Origin of the sequence: Limnospira sp. (assembly GCF_051859755.1) — a bacterium.
Classification (GTDB): domain Bacteria; phylum Cyanobacteriota; class Cyanobacteriia; order Cyanobacteriales; family Microcoleaceae; genus Limnospira; species Limnospira fusiformis.
In genome coordinates this window covers 1-20425 of the sequence record NZ_JBIMLI010000094.1, presented here as the reverse complement: position 1 = coordinate 20425, position 20425 = coordinate 1, and the positions used below count along the sequence as shown (strand labels likewise).

19 protein-coding genes, 1 tRNA gene and 2 pseudogenes are annotated in these 20425 nt (G+C 45.5%); 11 read left to right on the top strand and 11 right to left on the bottom strand.

The genetic code is table 11. From position 1 onward, the window contains the following. A partial coding sequence (locus ACTIE0_RS15930) for an NACHT domain-containing protein (RefSeq protein WP_439516933.1) occupies nucleotides 1–1304 on the bottom strand: 1304 nt, incomplete at its 3' end. Nucleotides 1305–1510: 206 nt separating this feature from the next. Between ACTIE0_RS15930 and ACTIE0_RS15925 the strand changes: the two genes are divergently transcribed. Together ACTIE0_RS15925 and ACTIE0_RS15920 are read left to right on the top strand one after the other, a co-directional pair. Next, nucleotides 1511–1723 (top strand): hypothetical protein, encoded by a 213-nt coding sequence (locus ACTIE0_RS15925; protein WP_006669977.1) that lies wholly within the window; start codon nucleotides 1511–1513, stop codon nucleotides 1721–1723. A 193-nt stretch (nucleotides 1724–1916) separates the two neighbouring features. Further along, the gene (locus ACTIE0_RS15920; RefSeq protein WP_006669978.1) at nucleotides 1917–2549 is read left to right on the top strand and encodes a Uma2 family endonuclease; all 633 of its coding nucleotides are present in this window, start codon (nucleotides 1917–1919) and stop codon (nucleotides 2547–2549) included. Nucleotides 2550–2596: 47 nt separating this feature from the next. Here ACTIE0_RS15920 and ACTIE0_RS15915 read toward each other — a convergent pair. From ACTIE0_RS15915 to ACTIE0_RS15890, 6 genes and pseudogenes are all read right to left on the bottom strand, one after another. Further along, nucleotides 2597–2680, bottom strand: a pseudogene (locus tag ACTIE0_RS15915) (Uma2 family endonuclease); the annotation flags it as partial. Nucleotides 2681–2694: 14 nt separating this feature from the next. Continuing rightward, nucleotides 2695–3009 (bottom strand): annotated as a pseudogene (locus ACTIE0_RS15910) (HepT-like ribonuclease domain-containing protein). Between the two features lie 26 nt (nucleotides 3010–3035). Beyond that, complete coding sequence (locus tag ACTIE0_RS15905) at nucleotides 3036–3326, bottom strand: nucleotidyltransferase family protein (RefSeq protein ID WP_006669980.1); 291 nt, start codon at nucleotides 3324–3326, stop codon at nucleotides 3036–3038. A 28-nt stretch (nucleotides 3327–3354) separates the two neighbouring features. Then, nucleotides 3355–4014: a Uma2 family endonuclease gene (locus ACTIE0_RS15900; RefSeq protein WP_006669981.1), complete on the bottom strand. Its 660-nt coding sequence runs from the start codon at nucleotides 4012–4014 to the stop codon at nucleotides 3355–3357. Between the two features lie 111 nt (nucleotides 4015–4125). Then, nucleotides 4126–4395, bottom strand: a complete 270-nt coding sequence (locus ACTIE0_RS15895; protein ID WP_006669982.1) for a ribbon-helix-helix domain-containing protein — start codon at nucleotides 4393–4395, stop codon at nucleotides 4126–4128. A gap of 14 nt (nucleotides 4396–4409) precedes the next feature. Beyond that, the gene (locus ACTIE0_RS15890; RefSeq protein ID WP_006669983.1) at nucleotides 4410–5093 is read right to left on the bottom strand and encodes a Uma2 family endonuclease; all 684 of its coding nucleotides are present in this window, start codon (nucleotides 5091–5093) and stop codon (nucleotides 4410–4412) included. 405 nt (nucleotides 5094–5498) lie between these two features. Between ACTIE0_RS15890 and ACTIE0_RS15885 the strand changes: the two genes are divergently transcribed. Together ACTIE0_RS15885 and ACTIE0_RS15880 are read left to right on the top strand one after the other, a co-directional pair. After that, on the top strand, nucleotides 5499–7238 hold the full coding sequence (locus tag ACTIE0_RS15885) for a diflavin flavoprotein (protein WP_006624761.1): 1740 nt from the start codon (nucleotides 5499–5501) through the stop codon (nucleotides 7236–7238). Nucleotides 7239–7331: 93 nt separating this feature from the next. Then, nucleotides 7332–9056, top strand: coding sequence for a diflavin flavoprotein (locus ACTIE0_RS15880; RefSeq protein ID WP_008049706.1), 1725 nt, complete (start codon nucleotides 7332–7334; stop codon nucleotides 9054–9056). Between the two features lie 287 nt (nucleotides 9057–9343). Here the strand turns inward: ACTIE0_RS15880 and ACTIE0_RS15875 are convergent, their stop codons facing one another. Continuing rightward, a complete protein-coding gene (locus ACTIE0_RS15875; RefSeq protein ID WP_006669986.1) occupies nucleotides 9344–10153 on the bottom strand; it encodes a nuclear transport factor 2 family protein in 810 nt (269 codons plus the stop codon). Between the two features lie 136 nt (nucleotides 10154–10289). Between ACTIE0_RS15875 and murG the strand changes: the two genes are divergently transcribed. Both murG and ACTIE0_RS15865 read left to right on the top strand, forming a co-directional pair. Next, nucleotides 10290–11354 (top strand): undecaprenyldiphospho-muramoylpentapeptide beta-N-acetylglucosaminyltransferase, encoded by a 1065-nt coding sequence (murG, locus tag ACTIE0_RS15870; protein WP_006624765.1) that lies wholly within the window; start codon nucleotides 10290–10292, stop codon nucleotides 11352–11354. 135 nt (nucleotides 11355–11489) lie between these two features. Continuing rightward, nucleotides 11490–12146 (top strand): pentapeptide repeat-containing protein, encoded by a 657-nt coding sequence (locus tag ACTIE0_RS15865; RefSeq protein ID WP_006624766.1) that lies wholly within the window; start codon nucleotides 11490–11492, stop codon nucleotides 12144–12146. Between the two features lie 79 nt (nucleotides 12147–12225). On the opposite strand, the gene ACTIE0_RS15860 is transcribed toward ACTIE0_RS15865, so the two are convergent. Then, nucleotides 12226–12531 (bottom strand): hypothetical protein, encoded by a 306-nt coding sequence (locus tag ACTIE0_RS15860; protein ID WP_006624767.1) that lies wholly within the window; start codon nucleotides 12529–12531, stop codon nucleotides 12226–12228. Nucleotides 12532–12695: 164 nt separating this feature from the next. Between ACTIE0_RS15860 and ACTIE0_RS15855 the strand changes: the two genes are divergently transcribed. From ACTIE0_RS15855 to rsmD, 4 genes are all read left to right on the top strand, one after another. After that, the gene (locus ACTIE0_RS15855) at nucleotides 12696–14882 is read left to right on the top strand and encodes an O-linked N-acetylglucosamine transferase, SPINDLY family protein (protein WP_006669988.1); all 2187 of its coding nucleotides are present in this window, start codon (nucleotides 12696–12698) and stop codon (nucleotides 14880–14882) included. A gap of 96 nt (nucleotides 14883–14978) precedes the next feature. Further along, nucleotides 14979–17156 carry a serine/threonine-protein kinase gene (locus tag ACTIE0_RS15850; protein ID WP_006624769.1) on the top strand — a complete coding sequence of 726 codons (2178 nt, stop codon included), beginning with the start codon at nucleotides 14979–14981 and terminating at the stop codon, nucleotides 17154–17156. A gap of 203 nt (nucleotides 17157–17359) precedes the next feature. Further along, nucleotides 17360–18010, top strand: coding sequence for an imidazole glycerol phosphate synthase subunit HisH (gene hisH / locus ACTIE0_RS15845; RefSeq protein WP_006624770.1), 651 nt, complete (start codon nucleotides 17360–17362; stop codon nucleotides 18008–18010). A gap of 9 nt (nucleotides 18011–18019) precedes the next feature. Continuing rightward, nucleotides 18020–18571 (top strand): 16S rRNA (guanine(966)-N(2))-methyltransferase RsmD, encoded by a 552-nt coding sequence (gene rsmD, locus ACTIE0_RS15840; protein WP_006624771.1) that lies wholly within the window; start codon nucleotides 18020–18022, stop codon nucleotides 18569–18571. Here rsmD and mazG read toward each other — a convergent pair. Further along, nucleotides 18552–19385, bottom strand: coding sequence for a nucleoside triphosphate pyrophosphohydrolase (gene mazG, locus ACTIE0_RS15835; RefSeq protein WP_006669989.1), 834 nt, complete (start codon nucleotides 19383–19385; stop codon nucleotides 18552–18554). The genes rsmD and mazG overlap by 20 nt on opposite strands. A gap of 66 nt (nucleotides 19386–19451) precedes the next feature. Beyond that, nucleotides 19452–20141 (bottom strand): metal-binding protein, encoded by a 690-nt coding sequence (locus ACTIE0_RS15830; protein ID WP_035759390.1) that lies wholly within the window; start codon nucleotides 20139–20141, stop codon nucleotides 19452–19454. A 76-nt stretch (nucleotides 20142–20217) separates the two neighbouring features. Here ACTIE0_RS15830 and ACTIE0_RS15825 point away from each other — a divergent pair. Then, a tRNA-Val gene (locus tag ACTIE0_RS15825) sits at nucleotides 20218–20289 on the top strand. Nucleotides 20290–20425: the final 136 nt, after the last annotated feature.

Here is a 20425-nt window from a genome sequence, read left to right as displayed (position 1 = left end):
AACTGGACATCCTCACCCTCCGCCACCAACCCCCGAAACCAGCGCCGGATAAACTCCTGCATTTTTTCATCCTGAAACGGTTGGGTGAGATAGGTTTGAAACCCCTGTAACTGGCTGGGGTGGGCTTGCCACAAATTCAAGCGACAGGTCATGATAATCTGTGCCTTGCTCACCCAACCTTGTAAATCTAAAGACTGTTGCTCACTCTGACTCATTTCATCGAAGCCATCTAAAAGCAGCCAGACTGCACCCGCCTCAAATTTTTTCCTCCAGTCTGCTTTGATTTGCTCAGTTTCATCAACCAACGCTTGATTGATCCAATTTTCTTTTAAATATTTGTGAAGTGGCTGATTGCCCAATTTTGCCAAGGATACCCAAACCACTAAATCATCGGTTTTTTGTAATAACCAAAAGGCTAATTTCTGGAGTAAGGTGGTCTTTCCAGCCCCCGGTTCTCCAATAATAGCAATATTTTTCTCGGTGCGTTCGCGAACGATTTTATCACGAAATTCTTCGTAAGCGCACTTTTCCGTTTCCTCCACTTCCTGCCTGGTGAAAAAGTCCGAACCTTTTTCCGGGTCAATATCTTGGGGGTGTTTTGGTTTCTCACTCTGTTTCGGTTTCACCAAAGCTAAATCGACAAACAAATCCTCATCAATTAAGTTGCGATCGCGATTTCCATCAACCTGACCGATAATTTCATTAATGGTTAAGTATTTCTGTTTAAGTAACATACGACGGCAAATATCTTGCCATTCATCAATGACATATTCTACCTGAAACTTCCCAATTTTTGTGTTAATCAGGGTTTTAAGTTGCTCATACCCGGTTTGGGAACTCTCCACAATCAGGATAATACTGCCTTCCTCAACTTTGGTAATGGAGAGGGTTTTATCCTTGAGGCGGTTTTGCAGGGTAGTGGTAATTTCGGTGAGTTGCCGTTGCGCTTCTTGATAGTTGCCTTTGAGTCCTAAAATGCAGCGATTGAGGGTTTGAGGGCGATCTATTATTATAAATTGCTCAATCAGCCATTGCCGCAAAATCCCCAATTTTCCCCGAGAGGACTGTTGGAGTTGGGGACAATCTGCCTGAAACTTTTTATAAATTTCTTGCATTCGCTTGGTGACAGTATCGACACCAATTTTATGCTTGACATCGGAAATTCCTTCATTGAGTATCTCGGTAAATTGGGCTTCAGTTTTAATATAACGCTCTTTCTCTGGAAATCGCTTCAATAAAGTCTCTGTCTCTTCTGGGGAGAGGCTGTGATTTTTGGCTTGTTGTCGGAGAAAGTCTTGCCACATTGCCCTGACCTCGACTCAGTGGATTCTGTTTCAAGTCTAGTTGATTTGAGTCTAAAAGTCAATTTAAATGCTATAAAATCATACCTTTCCACTTAATTCCACTTAATTATACTTAATTCTATTTGTGCTTCCAATTCACGGCTGTAGCCCGCCTATAGTCTAGGTTTTGTGATTCTAAACCAGACTAAAAATGAGGTTAATTAGCCATGATAGATGTGCAAGACAAATTCAAACAACGCGCCGCCTTAGAAGACGCATATAGTAATTTCGTCGAACCCTATGTTAATGAGGTGATGGAAATTCAGCTTAATTCCTCCTTAGAGACTCCTCCGGCTCCGGTGATGTCGGCTTGTTTGGGCTGTGTATCGGGATGGTTGCTGCTGACGTTCGTTTATTGTCTGTGGATGCGCCGACGGTGAGGGGGTTTGGGATGAAATCCCTCAAAATTTGGGGCGGTGAATGGTTGGGTTTCGCGGTTCGCTGCACCCAACCTACCAGACCAAGGCGCGGTCAATCTCTCGTTAAGTGAAATCATCCAGGGGTTTGGGTAAGTTTGATCTGGCGGTGAGTACATTACAATACTGAATCAGGCAAAAATACAGAGGTCAAGAAATGTTGACCGTCGTTTCACCGCAAAAACTTTATCTTTCCGCCGGAACAGTAATGCGATCGCCTGCGACCTGGCAGGAATATCAAGCATTGTGCGAACAGCGGGGAGATGGTTCCATTCCTCGGCTTAAATATCGTTCTGGGGAAGTATTGTTGATGTCGCCTTTATTTAAGCATGGTCGTGATGTGAGTTTAATTGCTGCCATCATTACAACCTTGCTGGATCATCAGGAGCGAGAATACGATGCTTTCACACCCGTGACAATGCAACTGCCAGAAGAAAGCGGGATTGAACCAGATTATTGTTTCTACATTGACCATTGGCAAGCGGTTTCCGGTAAAGAACGGATTGATTGGCGCAATGACCCCCCGCCAGATTTGGTGTTAGAAATTGACATCACCAGCTACTCAGATGTGCAGGATTATCTGCCCTATCAAGTGCCAGAAGTCTGGCTATTTCGGAACCAGCAACTGATGATTTACCAACTTCAGGGCAATGAATACGGCATCACATCCCAAAGCCAATATTTCCCGGCGGTAAATCCAGCCGCTCTCGTTGCTCAATGTTTACAAATTGCCTATCAGAGAAATACCAGTGCAGCCATTCGTGATCTCAAGCAGCAACTCGGAGGGTAGGGGAGCGGAGAAAAGGTTGACATACTCTCCAGAAGATTCTCCAAACATCACTTTTGTTGAATAAAGGCTTGATGTTCTGGGGAAGCTAGTCCCCCTTGTAGGGTTTCCCAAACGGCGGCGAGGTTATTTTGCTATGACCTTCCTGCTATTCCGGGTGTTCTAAGTAGCGCACGATATTTTCTATGCTTTGCTTGAGCCATGGAAGTTCTTGCTCTACGACAACCCAAACCATATCCAAGTCAATTTCAAAGTAGTTGTGAGCTAAGATATTCCGCATTCCGATGATGTTTTTCCAAGGTATTTCTGGATGCTGGCTTCTGATTTATGAAGTCAGCGCGCGGGCAGCTTCTCCGATGATTTGAAGGTTTTGTATAAACCAAGTCTGGATCAGTTCATTTTGCTCATAAGCCGATCGCCCCTGAACAGCATATCGCTCAATGCGTTCTATTGCTTCCAACATATCCAGCAACTTTTCGAGATCGCTTCTCATAACGGTATCGCTTCCGCTAGGACTTGTTGGCGAATCCTAGGACGTAACCCCTTCTCTGTGATAATATCAACCCGACAGCCTAGTAACTCTTCGAGTTCCATCAGCAGTCCACCCATATCCAGCAAGCTGCGTCCGGGCTGCATTTCCACCAAAAAATCTACATCACTATCGGCATCGGCTTCCCCCCGTGCCACGGAGCCAAAAACACGGATATTGCTGGCTCCATACTGGGCAGCTAATGCCAAAATTTCCTCTCGTTTCTCTTGCAGTCGCTCTGGTAAATTCATCAGTCGTTAAGTTGTTCTAACCTCTGTTTTAATCCGGTTGAATAAAGGCTTGATGTTCTGGGGAAGCTAGTCCCCCTTGTAGGGTTTCCAAAACGGCGGCGAGATTATTTTGTAATAGTTGCCTTGCGTTTAACCATAAACCCGGAAACACCCGACTGCACAAAATCCCCTCATCATTGGGAGAAAGAGACTGATAAACTCCCTCCTCCAGATAAAACCAATCTAGTTTTTGGTCGAAGATTTGCCACACTAGATATTCTTGCACCCCATTGCGCCGATAAACCCGTTTTTTATCCCCTAAATCGATCGCCGCACTACTAGCCGCAATTTCTACCACCAATTCCGGTGCGCCTTGAATGTAGCCTTCTGAGGTCAGTTGGGAACTTCCCCCCGGAATCAACAAAACTCCATCGGGTTGAAATTCGTTGTCGGAGTCCAGGCGAACCGTCGGTTCAATGCCTATTTCTGTCCCTGGGGTTGCCATTTTATAAGTCCATAGCAACCCGATTAAATCCGCGTGGGGTTTCGCATGGGTGGTAAACCGCAGGGGTGATGCCATATAAACTACTCCTTCAATTAATTCCGCTTTCTGATGGGTAGTCATGGCGGCGTAACGTTGCTCAAATTCTCGGTAAGTTAGGCGATCGCCATTTTCCAAAGGCGGATAGATGGGAGATTGAATCTGCATAGTATCGACCAGAGACTAGGGGACAGTTTGATTATAACAATTCCGTCATCGCCATCTATTGTTAAATGTTTGTATCTCGGCTGGCGGAAGATGTAAACCGACAAATATTAGTCATAAATCATCTTGATGGCCACGTTGTTGTAGCTTCTGTTGCAGTTGGCAGAAAACTGTTTCCCCATCAACAACCTCACCCCCTTCGGAAGCAGCAACACCAACCATAATTTCCCGTTGCAATTCCTCAAACCGCCGTTGATAAATGCGTTCTCGGTCTGCTAACAGCCTAATACCTGCGACGATCGCATCTTCAGCCGAAGCATACTTACCGCTTTCTACCAGACTTTCCAGAAACTGCTCAATTTCTGAACTTAACGATATATTCATTTCTCACCTCTGTTTTAATCCGGTTGAATAAAGGCTTGATGTTCTGGGGAAGCTAGTCCCCCTTGTAGGGTTTCCAAAACGGCGGCGAGATTATTTTGTAATAGTTGCGTTGCGTTTAACCATAAACCGGGAAACACCCGACTGCACAAAATCCCCTCATCATTGGGAGAAAGAGACTGATAAACTCCCTCCTCCAGATAAAACCAATCTAGTTTTTGGTCGAAGATTTGCCACACTAGATATTCTTGCACCCCATTGCGCCGATAAACCCGTTTTTTATCCCCTAAATCGATCGCCGCACTACTAGCCGCAATTTCTACCACCAATTCCGGTGCGCCTTGAATGTAGCCTTCTGAGGTGAGTTGGGAACTTCCCCCCGGAATCAACAAAACTCCATCGGGTTGAAATTCGTTGTCGGAGTCCAGGCGAACCGTCGGTTCAATACCCATTGCGGTGGAAGGGGTAGCCGCTTGATAAACCCCTAACCAGGTGATGAGACGACCGTGGGGTTCTGCATGGGTGGTAAACCGCCGAGGTGATGCCATATAAACTACTCCTTCAATTAATTCGGCTTTCTGATCTGTAGTCATGGCGGCGTAACGTTGCTCAAATTCTCGGTAAGTTAGGCGTTCGCGCAGCGTCTCGGAACGAGAATCGCCATTTTCCAAAGGTGGATAGATGGGAGATTGAATCTGCATAGTATCGACCAGAGACTAGGGGACAGTTTGATTATAACAATTCCGTCATCGCCATCTATTGTTAATCGTAATTCATGGGGGCGATTTCCCATTGGTGATAATTATTTGATTACCCCCCCATTGGCGATACTTAGGTTAATTTCATCGGCGTTAAGATTTCTTGAGCATATTCACCTATACCATCATCTCAGGTGCGATCGCACTTTGGCGACCTTCTCTGGTGGGAATTGAGCCGCAGTTTTTCCCAAATTTAACCATCATCAGAAAAGCCGGGAGAGTTGGGTGTTGAGTTTTGTGGGTCTTAACCCATTGATAGATTTTTCAAACCCCCACAGATTCGGTATCCGTGTCAGAATATCTGTAAACTTGCACATTATTAGATAGCTAAATTTTGGGAGGTCATACATGGTAGCCCTCACTGACCGGGTTAAAGCAGGTCGGTTGACCGTTGAGGTAGCAGAAGTTACTACAGACACCACCACCATTCGATCGCTTGATTGGGACCGCGATCGCTTTGATATCGAATTTGGTCTGCAAAACGGTACAACCTATAACTCATTTATCATTCGTGGCGACCAAACCGCCTTAGTAGATACATCCCACGCCAAATTTCGGCAACTATACCTAGACACTCTCCAAGGATTAATCGACCCCGCCGCCATTGATTATCTGATTATTAGCCATACAGAACCCGACCACAGCGGTTTAGTCGCCGATATTCTGCAACTTGCGCCCCAAATTACCGTCGTCGGCGCAAAAGTTGCCATTCAATTTTTAGAAAACCTAGTTCATCAACCCTTTAAGTCTCAACAAGTTAAAAACGGTGATACATTAGACCTCGGTAACGGTCATGTGCTGGAATTCGTTTCCGCGCCTAACCTGCACTGGCCTGATACTATTTTCACCTACGATCGCCAAACCGAAACTCTCTTTACCTGCGACGCTTTCGGAATGCACTACTGTTCCGATCTCACCTACGACTCAAACCTGGCTGACATTGAGGCTGATTATCGATTCTACTATGAATGTTTGATGGCTCCCAACGCCCGGTCTGTTCTCAGCGCCATTAAGCGTATGAGACAACTGGGAAATATTACCACGATCGCCACCGGACACGGCCCCCTACTGCGCCATAACGTTCAGGAATTGACCGATCGCTATCAAAAATGGAGTCAGGAACAGTCCAAAGCCGAAACCACGGCGGCGGTATTTTACTATTCCGATTTCGGTTATAGCGATCGCCTTTCTCAAGCGATCGCCCACGGAATTACCAAAACTGGTGTCGCTGTCGAAATGATGGATCTGCGATCGGCTGATAACCAGGAAATCCGCGAGTTAGCTAGTATGGCTACCGGATTAGTCATCGGAATGCCTCCCGTATCTGGTCAAGATGCCGAACTCGCCCAGGAAGCCGAGGAAGCCATCAGCACCATTTTAGCATCTACCAACAAAAAGCAAACCTTTGGTTTGTACGAATCTGGTAGCGGTAATGATTTGTCTGTTTACCCCCTGGAAGTCAAGTTTAAAGCCGCCGGACTTAAACCCGCTTTTCCCTCAATTCGGATTACAGAAACCCCCACCGAAAACACCTATAAACTCTGTGATGAAGCCGGAACCGATATGGGACAGTTACTCAGTCGGGATAAGGCTATTAAGCAGATGAAATCCCTAGATAGCGATGTTGATAAAGCCTTGGGTCGCATTAGTGGCGGGTTATATATTATCACCGCCACTAAAGGGGAAGTGAGTAGCGCTATGTTGGCTTCCTGGGTGTCTCAGGCGAGTTTTGAACCTCTGGGGTTAACTATTGCGGTCGCTAAAGATAGGGCGATCGAAGCCCTAATGCAGGTGGGTGATACCTTTGTTCTCAATGTGTTGGAGGAGAACAATTATCAAGCCTTAATGAAGCATTTTCTCAAGCGTTTTCCCCCTGGTGCCGACCGTTTTGAAGGTGTGAAAACTCAAGCCGCTAATAATGGCAGTCCGATTTTAAATGATGCTCTGGCTTATCTGGAATGTCAGGTCGCTAGTCGCATGGAATTAACCGATCATTGGATTGTTTATGCCACTATTGATGGCGGTCGCGTTAGTAACCCTGATGCTTTACCAGCCGTTCATCATCGCAAGGTGGGAAATCACTACTAAAAAATTCCCTGATGGCGGGTTGATTCATATCTAAATATGGCTAAATCACCCGCCTTTTCTGAGTTGCTATGTTCACCACATTACTTTAAAAAAATGTATAATTCAAAAGCTCGTGATGTTCAAGTTTTCTTGATTGGGAATGATACGAAAGTTTTGCGATCGCGCACTTGGGATAGACTCAAGTTTGAGGTAGAATATTCCCTACAACGGGGGACTACAGCTAATAGTTATCTCATCGAAGCTGACCAAGTGGCGATTATCGACCCTCCCGGAGAATCTTTTACCGCCAACTATCTGAAATCCCTGGAAGACCGCTTAGATTTTAACAACCTAAAATATGTGATTTTAGGGCATTTTAACGCTAACCGAGGTGCGACAATTAAAGCATTGTTAGAAAAGGCTCCCCAAATTACTTGGGTGTGTTCTAACCCCGCTACCTTGGCGCTGCGGGAATCTTTCCCAGAATTAACCTTAAATATTTTAACAGTTAAAAGTGAGGAAAAATTAAACCTGGGTCGCGGACATGAACTGCAATTAATCACCGCACCAACTCCCCGATGGCCTGATGGTCTATTGACCTATGACCCCTGTACTAAAATCCTGTTTACAGATAAGTTTTTTGGCGCTCATGTCTGCGGTGATCAAGTCTTTGATGAAGGCTGGTCAGTCTACAACGAAGACCGCCGGTTTTATTATGACTGTCTCCATGCGGCACAACCCAAAAAAATTCTGTCAATCTTAGATAAAATTGCTGAGTTATCACCCATTGAATTTTATGCCACGGGTCACGGTCCCTTAGTTCGCTATGGGATGAATGAATTAACTAATTTATATCGACAATGGAGTGAAAAACAAAAATCTCAGGATTTGAATGTGGCGCTGCTATATGCTTCTGCTTACGGGAATACCGCCTCTATTGCTAATGCGATCGCCAGAGGATTAACTAGGTCGGGAGTAGCGGTAGAATTGATTAATTGTGAACACGCTAAATCTACCGAAATTCAAACATCCGTTGAAAAATGCGATGGATTTATTATCGGTTCCCCTACCCTCGGTGGTCATGCTCCCACCCAAATACAAACCGCTTTGGGAATTATTCTAAATACCGCATCAACTAATAAATTAGCCGGGGTTTTTGGTTCCTTTGGTTGGAGTGGAGAGGCGGTAGATTTAATCGCGGATAAGTTAAAAGATGCTGGCTATAAATTCGGCTTTGAACCAATTAGGGTCAAGTTTAAACCCACAGATATCACCCTACAAACCTGCGAGGAAACTGCTATTGATTTCGCCCAAATGTTGCGACGTGACCAAAAACGCCGCGCTCTCAAATCTACTTCCCAGTCTGCTAGTGCTGACCGAACCGCTCAGGCTGTAGGTCGTTTGGTGGGTTCCCTGTGCGTGGTCTCCTGTCGCCGTGGAGATGTGGTAAGTGGGATGTTGGCTTCGTGGGTATCTCAAGCTACTTTTACCCCCCCAGGATTGACTGTGGCTGTGGCTCGCGATCGCGCTATGGAATCCATGACTCACATAGGCGATCGCTTTGTTTTAAACATTTTGGACGAAGGTAAACAACTGCGTAAACACTTTATGAAAAAGTTTGCTCCCGGTGAGGATAGATTTGCATCCTTATCAACCACAGAAGCCTCTAACGGATGTCTGATTTTAAATGATGCTTTGGCTTATTTGGAATGTGAGGTAAAAAACCGCATGGAATGCGGCGACCACTGGGTTATTTATGCTCAAGTCCAAAACGGCAAACTATTAAATAATGAAGGTGTAACAGCAGTTCACTATCGCAAAACCGGAACTTTTTACTAATCTTCTCCTCAAAAGGCGGGTTGATCAATCTTCCCCTTGGGAGGTGAGCAAATACCCGGTTTGGAGAGGGCGGGTTGATCAATCTTTCTGTGGGGAGGTGAGCAAATACCCGGTTTGGAGAGGGCGGGTTGATCAGTCTTCCTGTGGGGAGGTGAGCAAATACCCGGTTTGGAGAGGGCGGGTTGATCAGTCTTCCTGTGGGGAGGTGAGGAACTCGGAGAACCCGCCCCTACAGGATCTAACTTACCCAGTAGGGGCGAAAAATTGGTCGCCCCTATCATATCGATTTAATCGACAACTCTCATGCGCTGGGTAATGGAAGTAATACCATCACGACGCATAAGAATAGTAGAAACCCAGCTATCCTCAGGTGATGTGGGCGCTTGACCAATTTTGAAAATACCACCAGAAGTTAAAAACTGAATAGATACAGGCGTAGGCTCAAAGTAAGCATTAGTATTAACAGGTTGGACGATCGCCCCTCCAATCAACAATTCCGAACCTAGGGGTTCTTCGACTATAGCATCAAGGCTGAATTCTCGACCAGTGGTCACCTGTTGAGGAATATTCAATGTAACAGTTGGGGGAGCCTCACCAGAAGTTAACTGATTGCGTTCGGCTAAAATTTCTTGAGCCACAATCATATCATTCTCAATGCGCTGTTGGGAAGTAATCGTCGATCGCAAAATTACATCGCGATCGGGAAAGCGTTTCACCCCTTCAATTTCCGTAACCGTTGTCGCAATAATCGCATTTCCATCTCGTTCCCAATCCTGCAAAGTCGTGCGATAATTAAGAGAGTAGTATTGTTCCCAAAAATGCCTTAACCCCCGTTTTAAAGTATCATGATTTAAACCATCAGTATTTTGAAAATCGGGAGCATAAAACCTCATCAACGCTTCCAGATTTTGGCGATTAGCTTCAGTCTCAATATTTTCTAACAGCATTTTCAGTTCCGGTGGGGCGGTGGCTGGTTCCTCAGCCCAAGCGCGATCGCTCCCCCAGCCTAAACCGCACCAGAGAGCAATTGTCAGAATGGCTGATAAAACTGGGGAAAAAGCCGGGTAGCGCAGCGGAAAAATCACAAAGCGGGTCATAAGTATAGTTGTCAGGTGTGCGTCTTGGTTGTAAAGTGATCAGGAGTTAGGGATTTCCGTTAGGAATGCCCCCTCATGATGGCTCGATGTGTTTTGATTGTAGCGAAATTATTGAATATCGAAAGGAAAAGCAGCCTTGACCGAGACACCCACGCGATTATTAGTTGCAGCCAGTGGTACTGGAGGGCATCTATTTCCGGCGATCGCCACTGCCGACAGTCTAAGTGATTATCACATCGAATGGCTAGGCGTTCCAGACCGCCTGGAAACCCAGTTAGTTCCGCAAAAGTATCCGATCCATACTATCGCCGTGGGTGGATTTCAGGGAAAACCCGGCTTAGGAACTCTCATGACCGGGACTCGTCTAGCTACCGCTATCCTCAAAGCCCGCCACCTCCTCAAACAGGGTAATTTTCAAGGCGTATTCACTACAGGCGGTTATATTGCCGCCCCCGCCATTTTAGCAGCTCGTTCCCTCCGTTTACCCATAATTCTCCATGAGTCTAACGCCCTTCCCGGTAAAGTCACCCGCTGGTTAGCCCCTCGCTGTACCCAGGTGGCGATCGGCTTCGCCGTGGCTGCTAGATATCTTCCCAAGGCACAAACTACCGTCGTGGGTACTCCTGTACGCGCCGACTTTACCAACGAGTCAGAACCCTTGGAATTCCCTATTCCTGACCATGCGCCACTGGTCGTAGTTTTAGGAGGTTCTCAGGGCGCTGTCGCTGTCAATCGCTTAGTCAGGGCTGCTGCACCAGCTTGGTTAGAAGCAGGTATTTGGATAGTTCACCTCACCGGAAATCTCGACCCCGATGCACACAGCCTCCAGCATCCCCACTATATTGCTATGCCTTTTTATGATCATATAGCTCCTCTGCTGAAACGCGCTAATTTCGCAGTTAGTCGCGCCGGGGCGGGGACTTTAACCGAATTGGCGATTACCAAAACCCCCGCTATTCTGATTCCCTATCCCTACGCCGCCGAAGACCACCAAACTTTTAACGCCAAGGTTTTTGCCCAACAAGGGGCGGCGGTATTAATTCAACAGCAGGACTTGACACCAGAACAACTTCAAGGTAAAGTTTTGTATCTATTGGGTGACTCTACAGGACTAAATCGGATGGCTGAGGCGGCTGGGTCCTTGGCAGTAGTTGATAGCGCTAACCGCCTAGCTGAGGTGGTTAGGGCTGTTGTCGTGTAGATATAAAATGCGATCGCAGCATCTATTTTAGCTCCTGACTGTGATCTCGATCAGCTTACGGTGAGATTTTACTCATTTCTTTTTGGCTCAAAATGAGTCATAGTATATAGTATCGAGAGTCGAGGAGGGTGTGGGATGAAATTATTAACTTACGCGGCCGCAACATTAATTATTACCATTGGTATCACTACTGCAGTTCGTGCAGAAAACCCCGCCCACCTGAAGCAGTTGCTGGAGACTAAAAGCTGTGAGGGATGTGACCTGACCGGGGCACAGTTACAAGGATTAGACCTTAATGGTGCTAACCTAAGAAGGGCTGATCTAACTGGCGCTAACCTCGCGGGTGCTAATTTGAACGAGGCTAACTTCAACCGGGCTATCCTGGTTGATGCCAACCTAGCAGATACTACCCTGATTGCAGCTAAACTCCACGGCGCTGACTTAACCCGTACTAACTTGAGGAATGCTAATCTAACCCTAGCGGGGATGGTGATTGCTGACCTGACTGAGGCGAACCTGAGAGGCGCAAATCTAGTTGGTGCGAATTTGGAAAGTGCTGATTTAACTGGGGCGAATCTTCAAAATGTTCGTCAGTCTGTAGTTAGTTTGGGTTTGGTGCGTCTTCAAGAAGGCAGCCTATATGGCTTTGATATCATTGGTGTTAACCTGCGGGATACTGATTTAACAGGAACTAATCTAAGTGGGGCTGATTTGACTGCATCAGACTTAGCAGGCGCTAATTTGGATGATGCCAATTTATTCAATACTAATTTAATGAATGCCAGACGTTAGGAACCTGCTGAATTATCTGAACGTCAAAAGGAGGGGTGTAGCCTGGCTAGATCCCTCCTTCGTTGATTTTGAGATAGCTTTAAGATTCTTTGAGAGGATCAATATTGACGTGCATTTTCGATTTGCTTTCCTCATATTTCTCGGAATTGCCATCTCGATTTAATCGGGCTAATCCCCATACTAGGCTGACTAATGCTGCTTGACAAACGGCATTATTGCCTTCAGCGTTGGCTTTATCTATTAATGATTCATTGTTAGATTCATTGTTAACTGTTGGCTTATCCGTAATAACACCTCCTTCGTATTTCAGACTGGCTGAGTCGATCGCAGTTAAAGGTTCATATAATACTATTGTAGTCTCAATTTGCTCTTTTTGTGTATACAAGAGTCGATAGCCTCTATCGGGATCAAGGATAAATATGAGTCACTGATCAAGATCCTCCCTGTACAGTTGTCGGTCATAACAGGTTATGATAGAAAAATTAGGGTATCTCAGAATTGACTGAACCCATTTTGACGCAATTTTAACCATCCAACGAGATCCTACAAATGTCTTCCCAGTTACCTCCTGTTTCTAACTCCCCATCTAACCAGAGTCCTGAAGTATTATTACACCAGGCTGAGACTTCTTATCTTCAGGGAGAGTATGATCAGGCGATCGCCGCCTGTCAAAGGGCGTTAGAATTGAAACCTAACTGGCCTCCGGTTTATGTGACTATGGGTAATGTGTCTCAGGGTCGGGGTCAAATTGAAGAGGCGATCCGATGCTATGCCAAGGCTTTAGAATTTGACCCGAATTTACCCCAAGCCCATGCTAACTTGGGTAGTATGTTCTATAAACAAGGAAAATTGGAATCGGCGATCGACAGTTATCAAAAAGCGATCGCCCTCAAGCCAGATTTAACCGCAGTTTATGTTAACCTCGCCCGTGCTTTGCGACAAATGGGGCGAGAGTCGGAAGCCTTAATTGTTGAACAAAAAGCTAATCAAATTCATTCCTTAACTGGGGGTTCAGTTCATCTTTATAATCAGGGAAATCAACTTTTCAATCAGGGGAAACTAGAAGAGGCGATCGCCCTGTGGAAACAGGCTATTGTCGCTGACCCGAATTTGGCAGAAGCCTACTGTCAACTCGGTATAGTTCATAGACATCAGGGCCAGCCCCAAGAGGCGATTCCCTTCTTAGAAAAGGCGATCGAATTAAAACCCAATTTGGTCGCCGCCCACCAAAATATCTGTGGCATATATCGGGACTCCTCCGACCTCGCCGCCGCCCGCAATGCCGTAGATCGCTACCTGAAAAATTGTAGCAGTATCGACCCGATTATGACCGCCATTTATGCCGTTAGTATCTGTCAGGTTTCCGGTTTAAATGCCGTGGCTTTACCAAGATTTTTGCAGCTAGAATCACAACTGCCCGGTTTACTGGCTCACACCAAACCAGTAGAGATTAAATCCCTTTATGCTAACCTATTATTCGCCCTGCCCTATCTGCGGGATGATTTGGAAAAGAATTATAAACTACAACGATTAATTGGCGATCGCTATGTGAGCCTGATATCTCCTACTTCCACCCCCCCCCGTATTCAAACTACTAAAGGATTTGGCAATATCCCCAGCCCCAAAACCGTTAAAATTGGGATTCTTTCTAAAAACTTTTGTCGTCATTCCGTCGGCTGGTGTAGTGCCGATGTCATTAAAGAATTAGCAGCCCTCAATACAGAAATTTATCTATATTGGAGCGATCGACCTATCCGAGATAAGCAAACTCCAGTATTTGAACAAGTTGCCCACAAAGTTTTTGCCCCCCAAAACTTCCCCCAGGGACTCCCCAACCCCCAAGAAATTGTTAACGCTATTCGCCAAGACCAAATCGATATTCTCCTAGACTTAGACTCTCTCAGTGTGCAAATTAATACCGAAGTTTTAGCCCAAAAACCTGCCCGCTTTTGTATATCTTGGCTAGGTTTTGATAGCCCTCAAATTGCCTCCGATAACTATTTTATTGGCGACCATTATACCCATCCCCCCGGACGAGAATCTTATTATACCGAAAAGTTAATTAGGATGCCTCAGACATTTATGGCAGTCTCTGGCTTTCAGAGAGTATCAGCAGATCCAAATACCCTCAGACAAGCCTACCGTATTAGTCGCGACCAGGTGGTTTATTTGTGTGTAGCACCAGGACGTAAATTTAACCCTGATTTGGTGAAAGCCCAGGTCAATATCCTTAAACAAGTTCCCGACAGTATTTTAGTTCACAAAGCATTAGGAGATACCCAGATAATTCGTGAGACCTATGCGGCGGCTTGTAAGGCGATCGGTGTCGGTCAACATCGCATTAAGCAAATAAGTCGATTTGCTACCGAAGAAGAACACCGCAAAATCTATATGTTGGCAGATGTGCTATTAGATTCCTACCCCTACAATGGTGGTACTCATAGCTTGGAAGCCCTCTGGTTTAATACTCCCCTAGTCACTCGCCGTGGCTCACAATTTTTATCCCGCATGGGTTATTCTTTCTTAAAGGGTGTGGGTGTGGAAATGGGAATAGCCGACTCCTGGGAAGAGTATCAAAATTGCGGTATCCGTTTGGGTATTGAACCTGAACTTAGACAATCAATTCGCCAACAGTTAATGGCATCGAAAAAATCTGAGAATTTAGCCCCTTTATGGAATCCTAAAGCCTTGGCGAAAAATTTATATTCCCAGTTTCAGCAATTACTCAATCAATAAACCTAAAAATTACAATATATTTGACATTCTGGTAAATTTCCGGTATAATCGGGATAGTCGGTGATATAATGGGGTGTATTGTACCCATTCATACCCATGAGCAACCTTCCAGACTTCCAAAATCAAGGTTATCACACCATTAGGCAATTGGGATGTAACCCAGAAGGGGGGCGGATAACCTACCTGGCAACCCATGCCAGAACTAATCAACAGGTGACAATCAAAGAATTTCGCTTTGCGTTTACAGGGGCGAGTTGGGCGGGGCTAAAAGCCCATGAACGGGAAATTGAGATGTTACAACAGATTAGACATCCCCGAATACCACGCTATCTGACATCTTTTGAGACTCCGGCTGGCTTCTGTTTGGTGCAGGAGTACAAAAAGGCACCATCCCTAGAGTCTGGTCAACGCTTCACGCCAGAACAGATTAGGCAAATTGCCATTTCTATATTAGGAATTCTGGTATATTTACAACAGCATAATCCCCCGATTATTCACCGTGATATTAAGCCGGCTAATATTTTAGTAGACGATCGCCTGAATGCTTATCTAGTCGATTTTGGCTTTGCTAAAGTAGGTGGAAAAGATACCGCCACCAGTAGTATCGCCGCTGGGACACCGGGGTTTATGCCACCGGAGGAACTATTTAACCGACCGTTAACAGAATCTTCAGACCTCTACAGTTTGGGGGCTACCCTAATTTGTCTGCTAACAGGGACTCATCCCGCCCATATTGGTCAGCTTATTGATGATAACTATTGTTTCCAATTTAGACAACTGGTAAAAGGTGGCGATCGCCGTTTTTTGGCATGGTTAGAAAGGCTGGTAGAACCTAGCACAAAAAGACGGTTTAAGAATGCCTCCCAAGCCTTATCCGCTTTGACTAGGACGACCACTTCCCGGGACGTAGTTATCTCTCAACTCAAACCCATTGGGGCGCTATTTTTTATGGTGCTAGTGGGCAATATGGCTATGCAAGAGGCGCGAGATTTTAGCAATTCTCAAGAAGCAAAATTTAGCCGACCATCAGATGGTTTAAGAGTTAGTGCGCCCTGGTCAGAGGCGGTAAAATTACGCCGTCAAGGTCAGAATTTTTTGGATTTACAACAATATGATCAAGCCTTAGCCGCCTATAATCTGGCTTTGGATATTAACCCCAATTATCTGCAAGCCCTAGAGGGTCGCTGTTCAGCATTATATCATTTAGAACAGTATGATCAAGCCCTAAAAAGTTGCGAGGCGGCGATCGCTATTAACTCTCAGTCATATCAGAGTTGGCATCAACGAGGCAACATCTTAAATAAATTAGGGCGATATCGGGAAGCCTTAGAATCTTATAATAAGTCTATTGCGATTCATCCTAATTATGTCCATAGTTGGAATGGTCGCTGCTGGTCTTTGAATAACTTACAGGAGTTTCAGGATGCTTTAAACGCCTGCGATCGCGCTATGGAAATTGATGATAATTCCGAGTGGGTATGGAATAATCGAGGTTATGCTTTAGAGAGATTATCACGCCACCAGGAAGCGCTACAATCCTACAGTCGCGCCCTCAGTATCAACCCTCAGAATACCATGATCGCCCGCAATTATCAACGGGCTACGGAGAGATGGCAGAAAGCAGCTATATCTAACTACACACCTACTGAATTGTTTAATCAGGGAGAAATATCGCGCCATAAAGGTGATTATGAACAGGCTCTAAGTGCCTATAATCAAGCCCTTGCCAAAAATCCTCACTATTTTGATGCCCACCTTTATCGTTGTCGGGTGTTGCGTATTTTAGACAGAATGCCGGAAGCCCTGGGGAGTTGCGATCGCGCCTTAGTAATCAATTCTAACTCCCATTTAGCCTGGGAAAGTCGCGCTTGGGTGTTGCGAGGTTTGGGTCGTTATCGGGATGCTATACAAGCAAGCGATCGCGCTTTAGCAATTAATCCCCACGCCTATTGGTCTTGGATAGAAAAAAGTGTAGCCTTGCGGAATTTAGGGGAATATCAACAAGCATTAGAGGCGGCGCAAAAGGCGATCGCCATTGACCCCAATCAACTAAATGGCTGGTTAGACACGGGGATAGCCTTAAATCATTTGGGCCTTTATGAACAGGCATTAATAGCCCTAAATAAAGCCCTAAATGCCGACCCCAAAGACCGAGAAGTGTGGCATCAAAGGGGATTAGCTTTAGAGGGTTTAAACCGCGATGCAGAAGCCACCGATGCCTATAATCAAGCCTTAATCTTGGATTTGAAAAGTCAACAGCCAACCGCCAACTGAGCCATCAATTACAACCTGTTCAGAAATCATCTGATCACATCTCAAAGTCCCTCTCCCTCTTTGGGATCCAGATTTAGGGTGAGGGCAATATATTAAGCGACTGGTGAACAAGCTGTAATGATTGAAATCATCATCAACTCTAAAATGTTCCCAAATTGTCCGTAAATATGAGATAATATCAAATGGTGGCTTGAGGGATAGAGATGGCGAGAATCGCAGTAATTGACTATGATATGGGTAATCTGCACTCCGTCTGTAAAGGCTTGGAAAATGCAGGAGGAACCCCAGAAATTACCGATGATCCAAAGGTGATCAGTGCGGCTGATGGTGTGCTTTTACCAGGAGTAGGGGCTTTTGACCCGGCGGTACAACATCTGCGATCGCGTAATCTCATTGAACCCATTAAACAGGTAATTGCGGACGGTGTGCCATTTTTGGGGATTTGTTTAGGGTTGCAAATTTTGTTCGAGTCCGGGGAAGAAGGGGACGAACCCGGGTTAGGAATTTTTCCAGGTAAAGTGCGACGGTTTAAATCCGAACCCGGACTGACTATTCCTCACATGGGTTGGAATCAACTAACATTTACTCAACCATCAGTCAGTCTTTGGGAAAATTTAGGAGATAATCCCTGGGTGTATTTTGTGCATTCCTATTATGTCGATCCGGCTGATGCGACAATTACCGCCGCCACTATCACCCACGGAAGCCAAACCGTCACTGCTGCGATCGCTTACCAAAATGTGATGGCCGTACAATTCCACCCCGAAAAATCCTCAGTCGCCGGACTGCAATTATTATCTAATTTTGTGCAGTTGGTGAACTCTTCTCAGAAGGTAATTACTTCGATGGGATAGTGTTCACAGATGGCCTTGAGAATTTATGGTAATCGCCAACTAAAAACCCTCCCCGGACAAAATACCCGACCTACTCCCTCACGGGTCAGGGAAGCCGTGTTTAATATTTGGCAGGACATTACTGGATGTCGTTGGCTGGATCTTTGTGCTGGTAGTGGGTCAATGGGGGCAGAGGCCCTATGTCGTGGGGCGGCGATGGCAGTGGCGATCGAACAGTCGGGGCCAGCTTGTCAAATTATTAAGCAAAATTGGCAGCAAGTGGCTACACCAGAACAACAGTTTCGCGTCCTACGGGGAGATGTAGTTAAACGGCTAAAATCCTTAGCCGCCGAGGAGTTCGATCGCATTTATTTTGACCCACCATATACAGCCAATTTATATGAACCTGTCCTAGAAGCGATCGCCAAATATTCCCTACTCGCCGCCGGAGGAGAGTTAATTGCTGAACATGACCCAAAACGAGAAATGGTAGAGGTTTCCGGTTTAGCGATCGTCCGCCAAAAAGTCTACGGAGGATGTGCGATCGCCTTTTATGAACCGATTAATTCCCCTGTTCCTTAATGATAGCTTTAGCCCTATCCCATAAGACATCTAATTCCGCTAGGGTGTAGTCTGCTAAAGGGCGATCGCAGGCTGCCTCTACCATAGAAAATCGGCGAATAAACTTATGATTAGTCTCCCGTAGTGCTTCATGAGGGTCGATATCATACCAACGAGCTAAATTGACTAACACGAATAAAATATCTCCCAATTCCGCTTGTTGTTCTGCCTTATCTTGGTGGTGTAAGGCTTCTTCAAATTCCGCCAATTCCTCATGAAACTTATCCCAAACCCCCTCAATATTATCCCACTCAAAGCCAACAGCAGCCGTTTTTTTAGATAATTTCATAGCTGCTATGAGAGGCGGAAGTTGTCGGGAATAACGGTTTAATTTAGCACTCAAAGACTGGGAATCTTGATGATTTCCCGCTTCTTTATCCTTAATAGCTTCCCAGTTTTCGTGTACTTCTTCGACGCTATCAACCTTCACATCTGCGAAAACGTGGGGATGTCTGCGGATGAGTTTTTCCGTAATACCAGCCGCCACATCAGCCAGGGAAAATTGCTGAGATTCGCTGGCAATTTGAGCCTGGAGAACTACTTGCAATAATAAATCTCCTAATTCATCAGCGATCGCTTTTGGGTCTCCCGTAGCGATCGCATCAACTACCTCATAGGCTTCTTCCAGAATATAAGGGGTTAAACTTTGGGGAGTTTGAGCCAAATCCCAAGGACACCCACCATCAGGCGATCGTAATTTAGCCACCACATCAATTAGTTCTTGCAAGGCATTTAGGGTGTCGTTTTCCCGTTGATTATGACTAGATTCAGACATATTGATTAATAGGGTCGGATTATACAAATTTGACTCACTGATAAAAGGCTACAGTATATATGCCCATTATTGCTCCCAACAGTTAGGATATATGCTATTGTTTGCGGGAGTTTCCCACAGTCGAGGAATTGCTAGAACGACGACTGCTTTTTTTTTAGGGGAAGTTGACGACGAATTGGAACGAGACCGCCGCGAGGTGCTATTTTTCGGTTTTTTGACTAGAGCCGATGGTGGTATCAGTCCATATACCCCTTGGCTTTGAAGACGTTTATAAATAGATGACCCCCAATCAGATAGATAGTGGCTCATAGCACCGACTTCTAAACCGCAGAAGATAGCGATCCATTCCATAGAGTGGTTTAACAGAAATTGCCATAGTTCCCCTGCTAAACTCGATAGCGTCCACTCTACCGGAAACAGAAACTCGATCGCCATAGTCATAATCAGACCAAAACCGCCTAGCCAGGTGAACAAGTACAGAACCCGTAAAGCCGTCCCAATAAAAGGCCCGTGGGACAGAAACGAGCGATGATGTAAACTGTTTTGATAGGGAACCCATAGCCAACGGAACCACCCCCAACGTTGAAACTGTCGTGAGTTTAGATCTAAATCTGGCCCAAACATCAGGCCACTAAATAGAAAACTGCCAGATACTAGGAGAGTTAGATGGCTGCTGCGAGTTTGTCCAAACGTCAAAGCCGCCACCAGTGGCAAGCTCCAGAGTGTTATGCGATCGTGGGTTTTGCCAGAAGGCATAGCGCAAAAATTTTTTTCAAAAATAGCTTCCCTATTTTAGCGATTGCTGCTACAATAGAAAACATCGAATGCAAAAGGGCGATTAGCTCAGTGGTAGAGCGCCTGCCTTACAAGCAGGATGTCACTGGTTCAAGTCCAGTATCGCCCATTTTCGGGAAATCCTTATCCTAGCAGCGATAACCGGGATTCACTTAACCCGATAGTCGCACCTAATTACTCAGATATTACTCACAATCTAGTCCTAGCACAGGAAAATAATTCTGTCAATAGGATGATTACTCAGT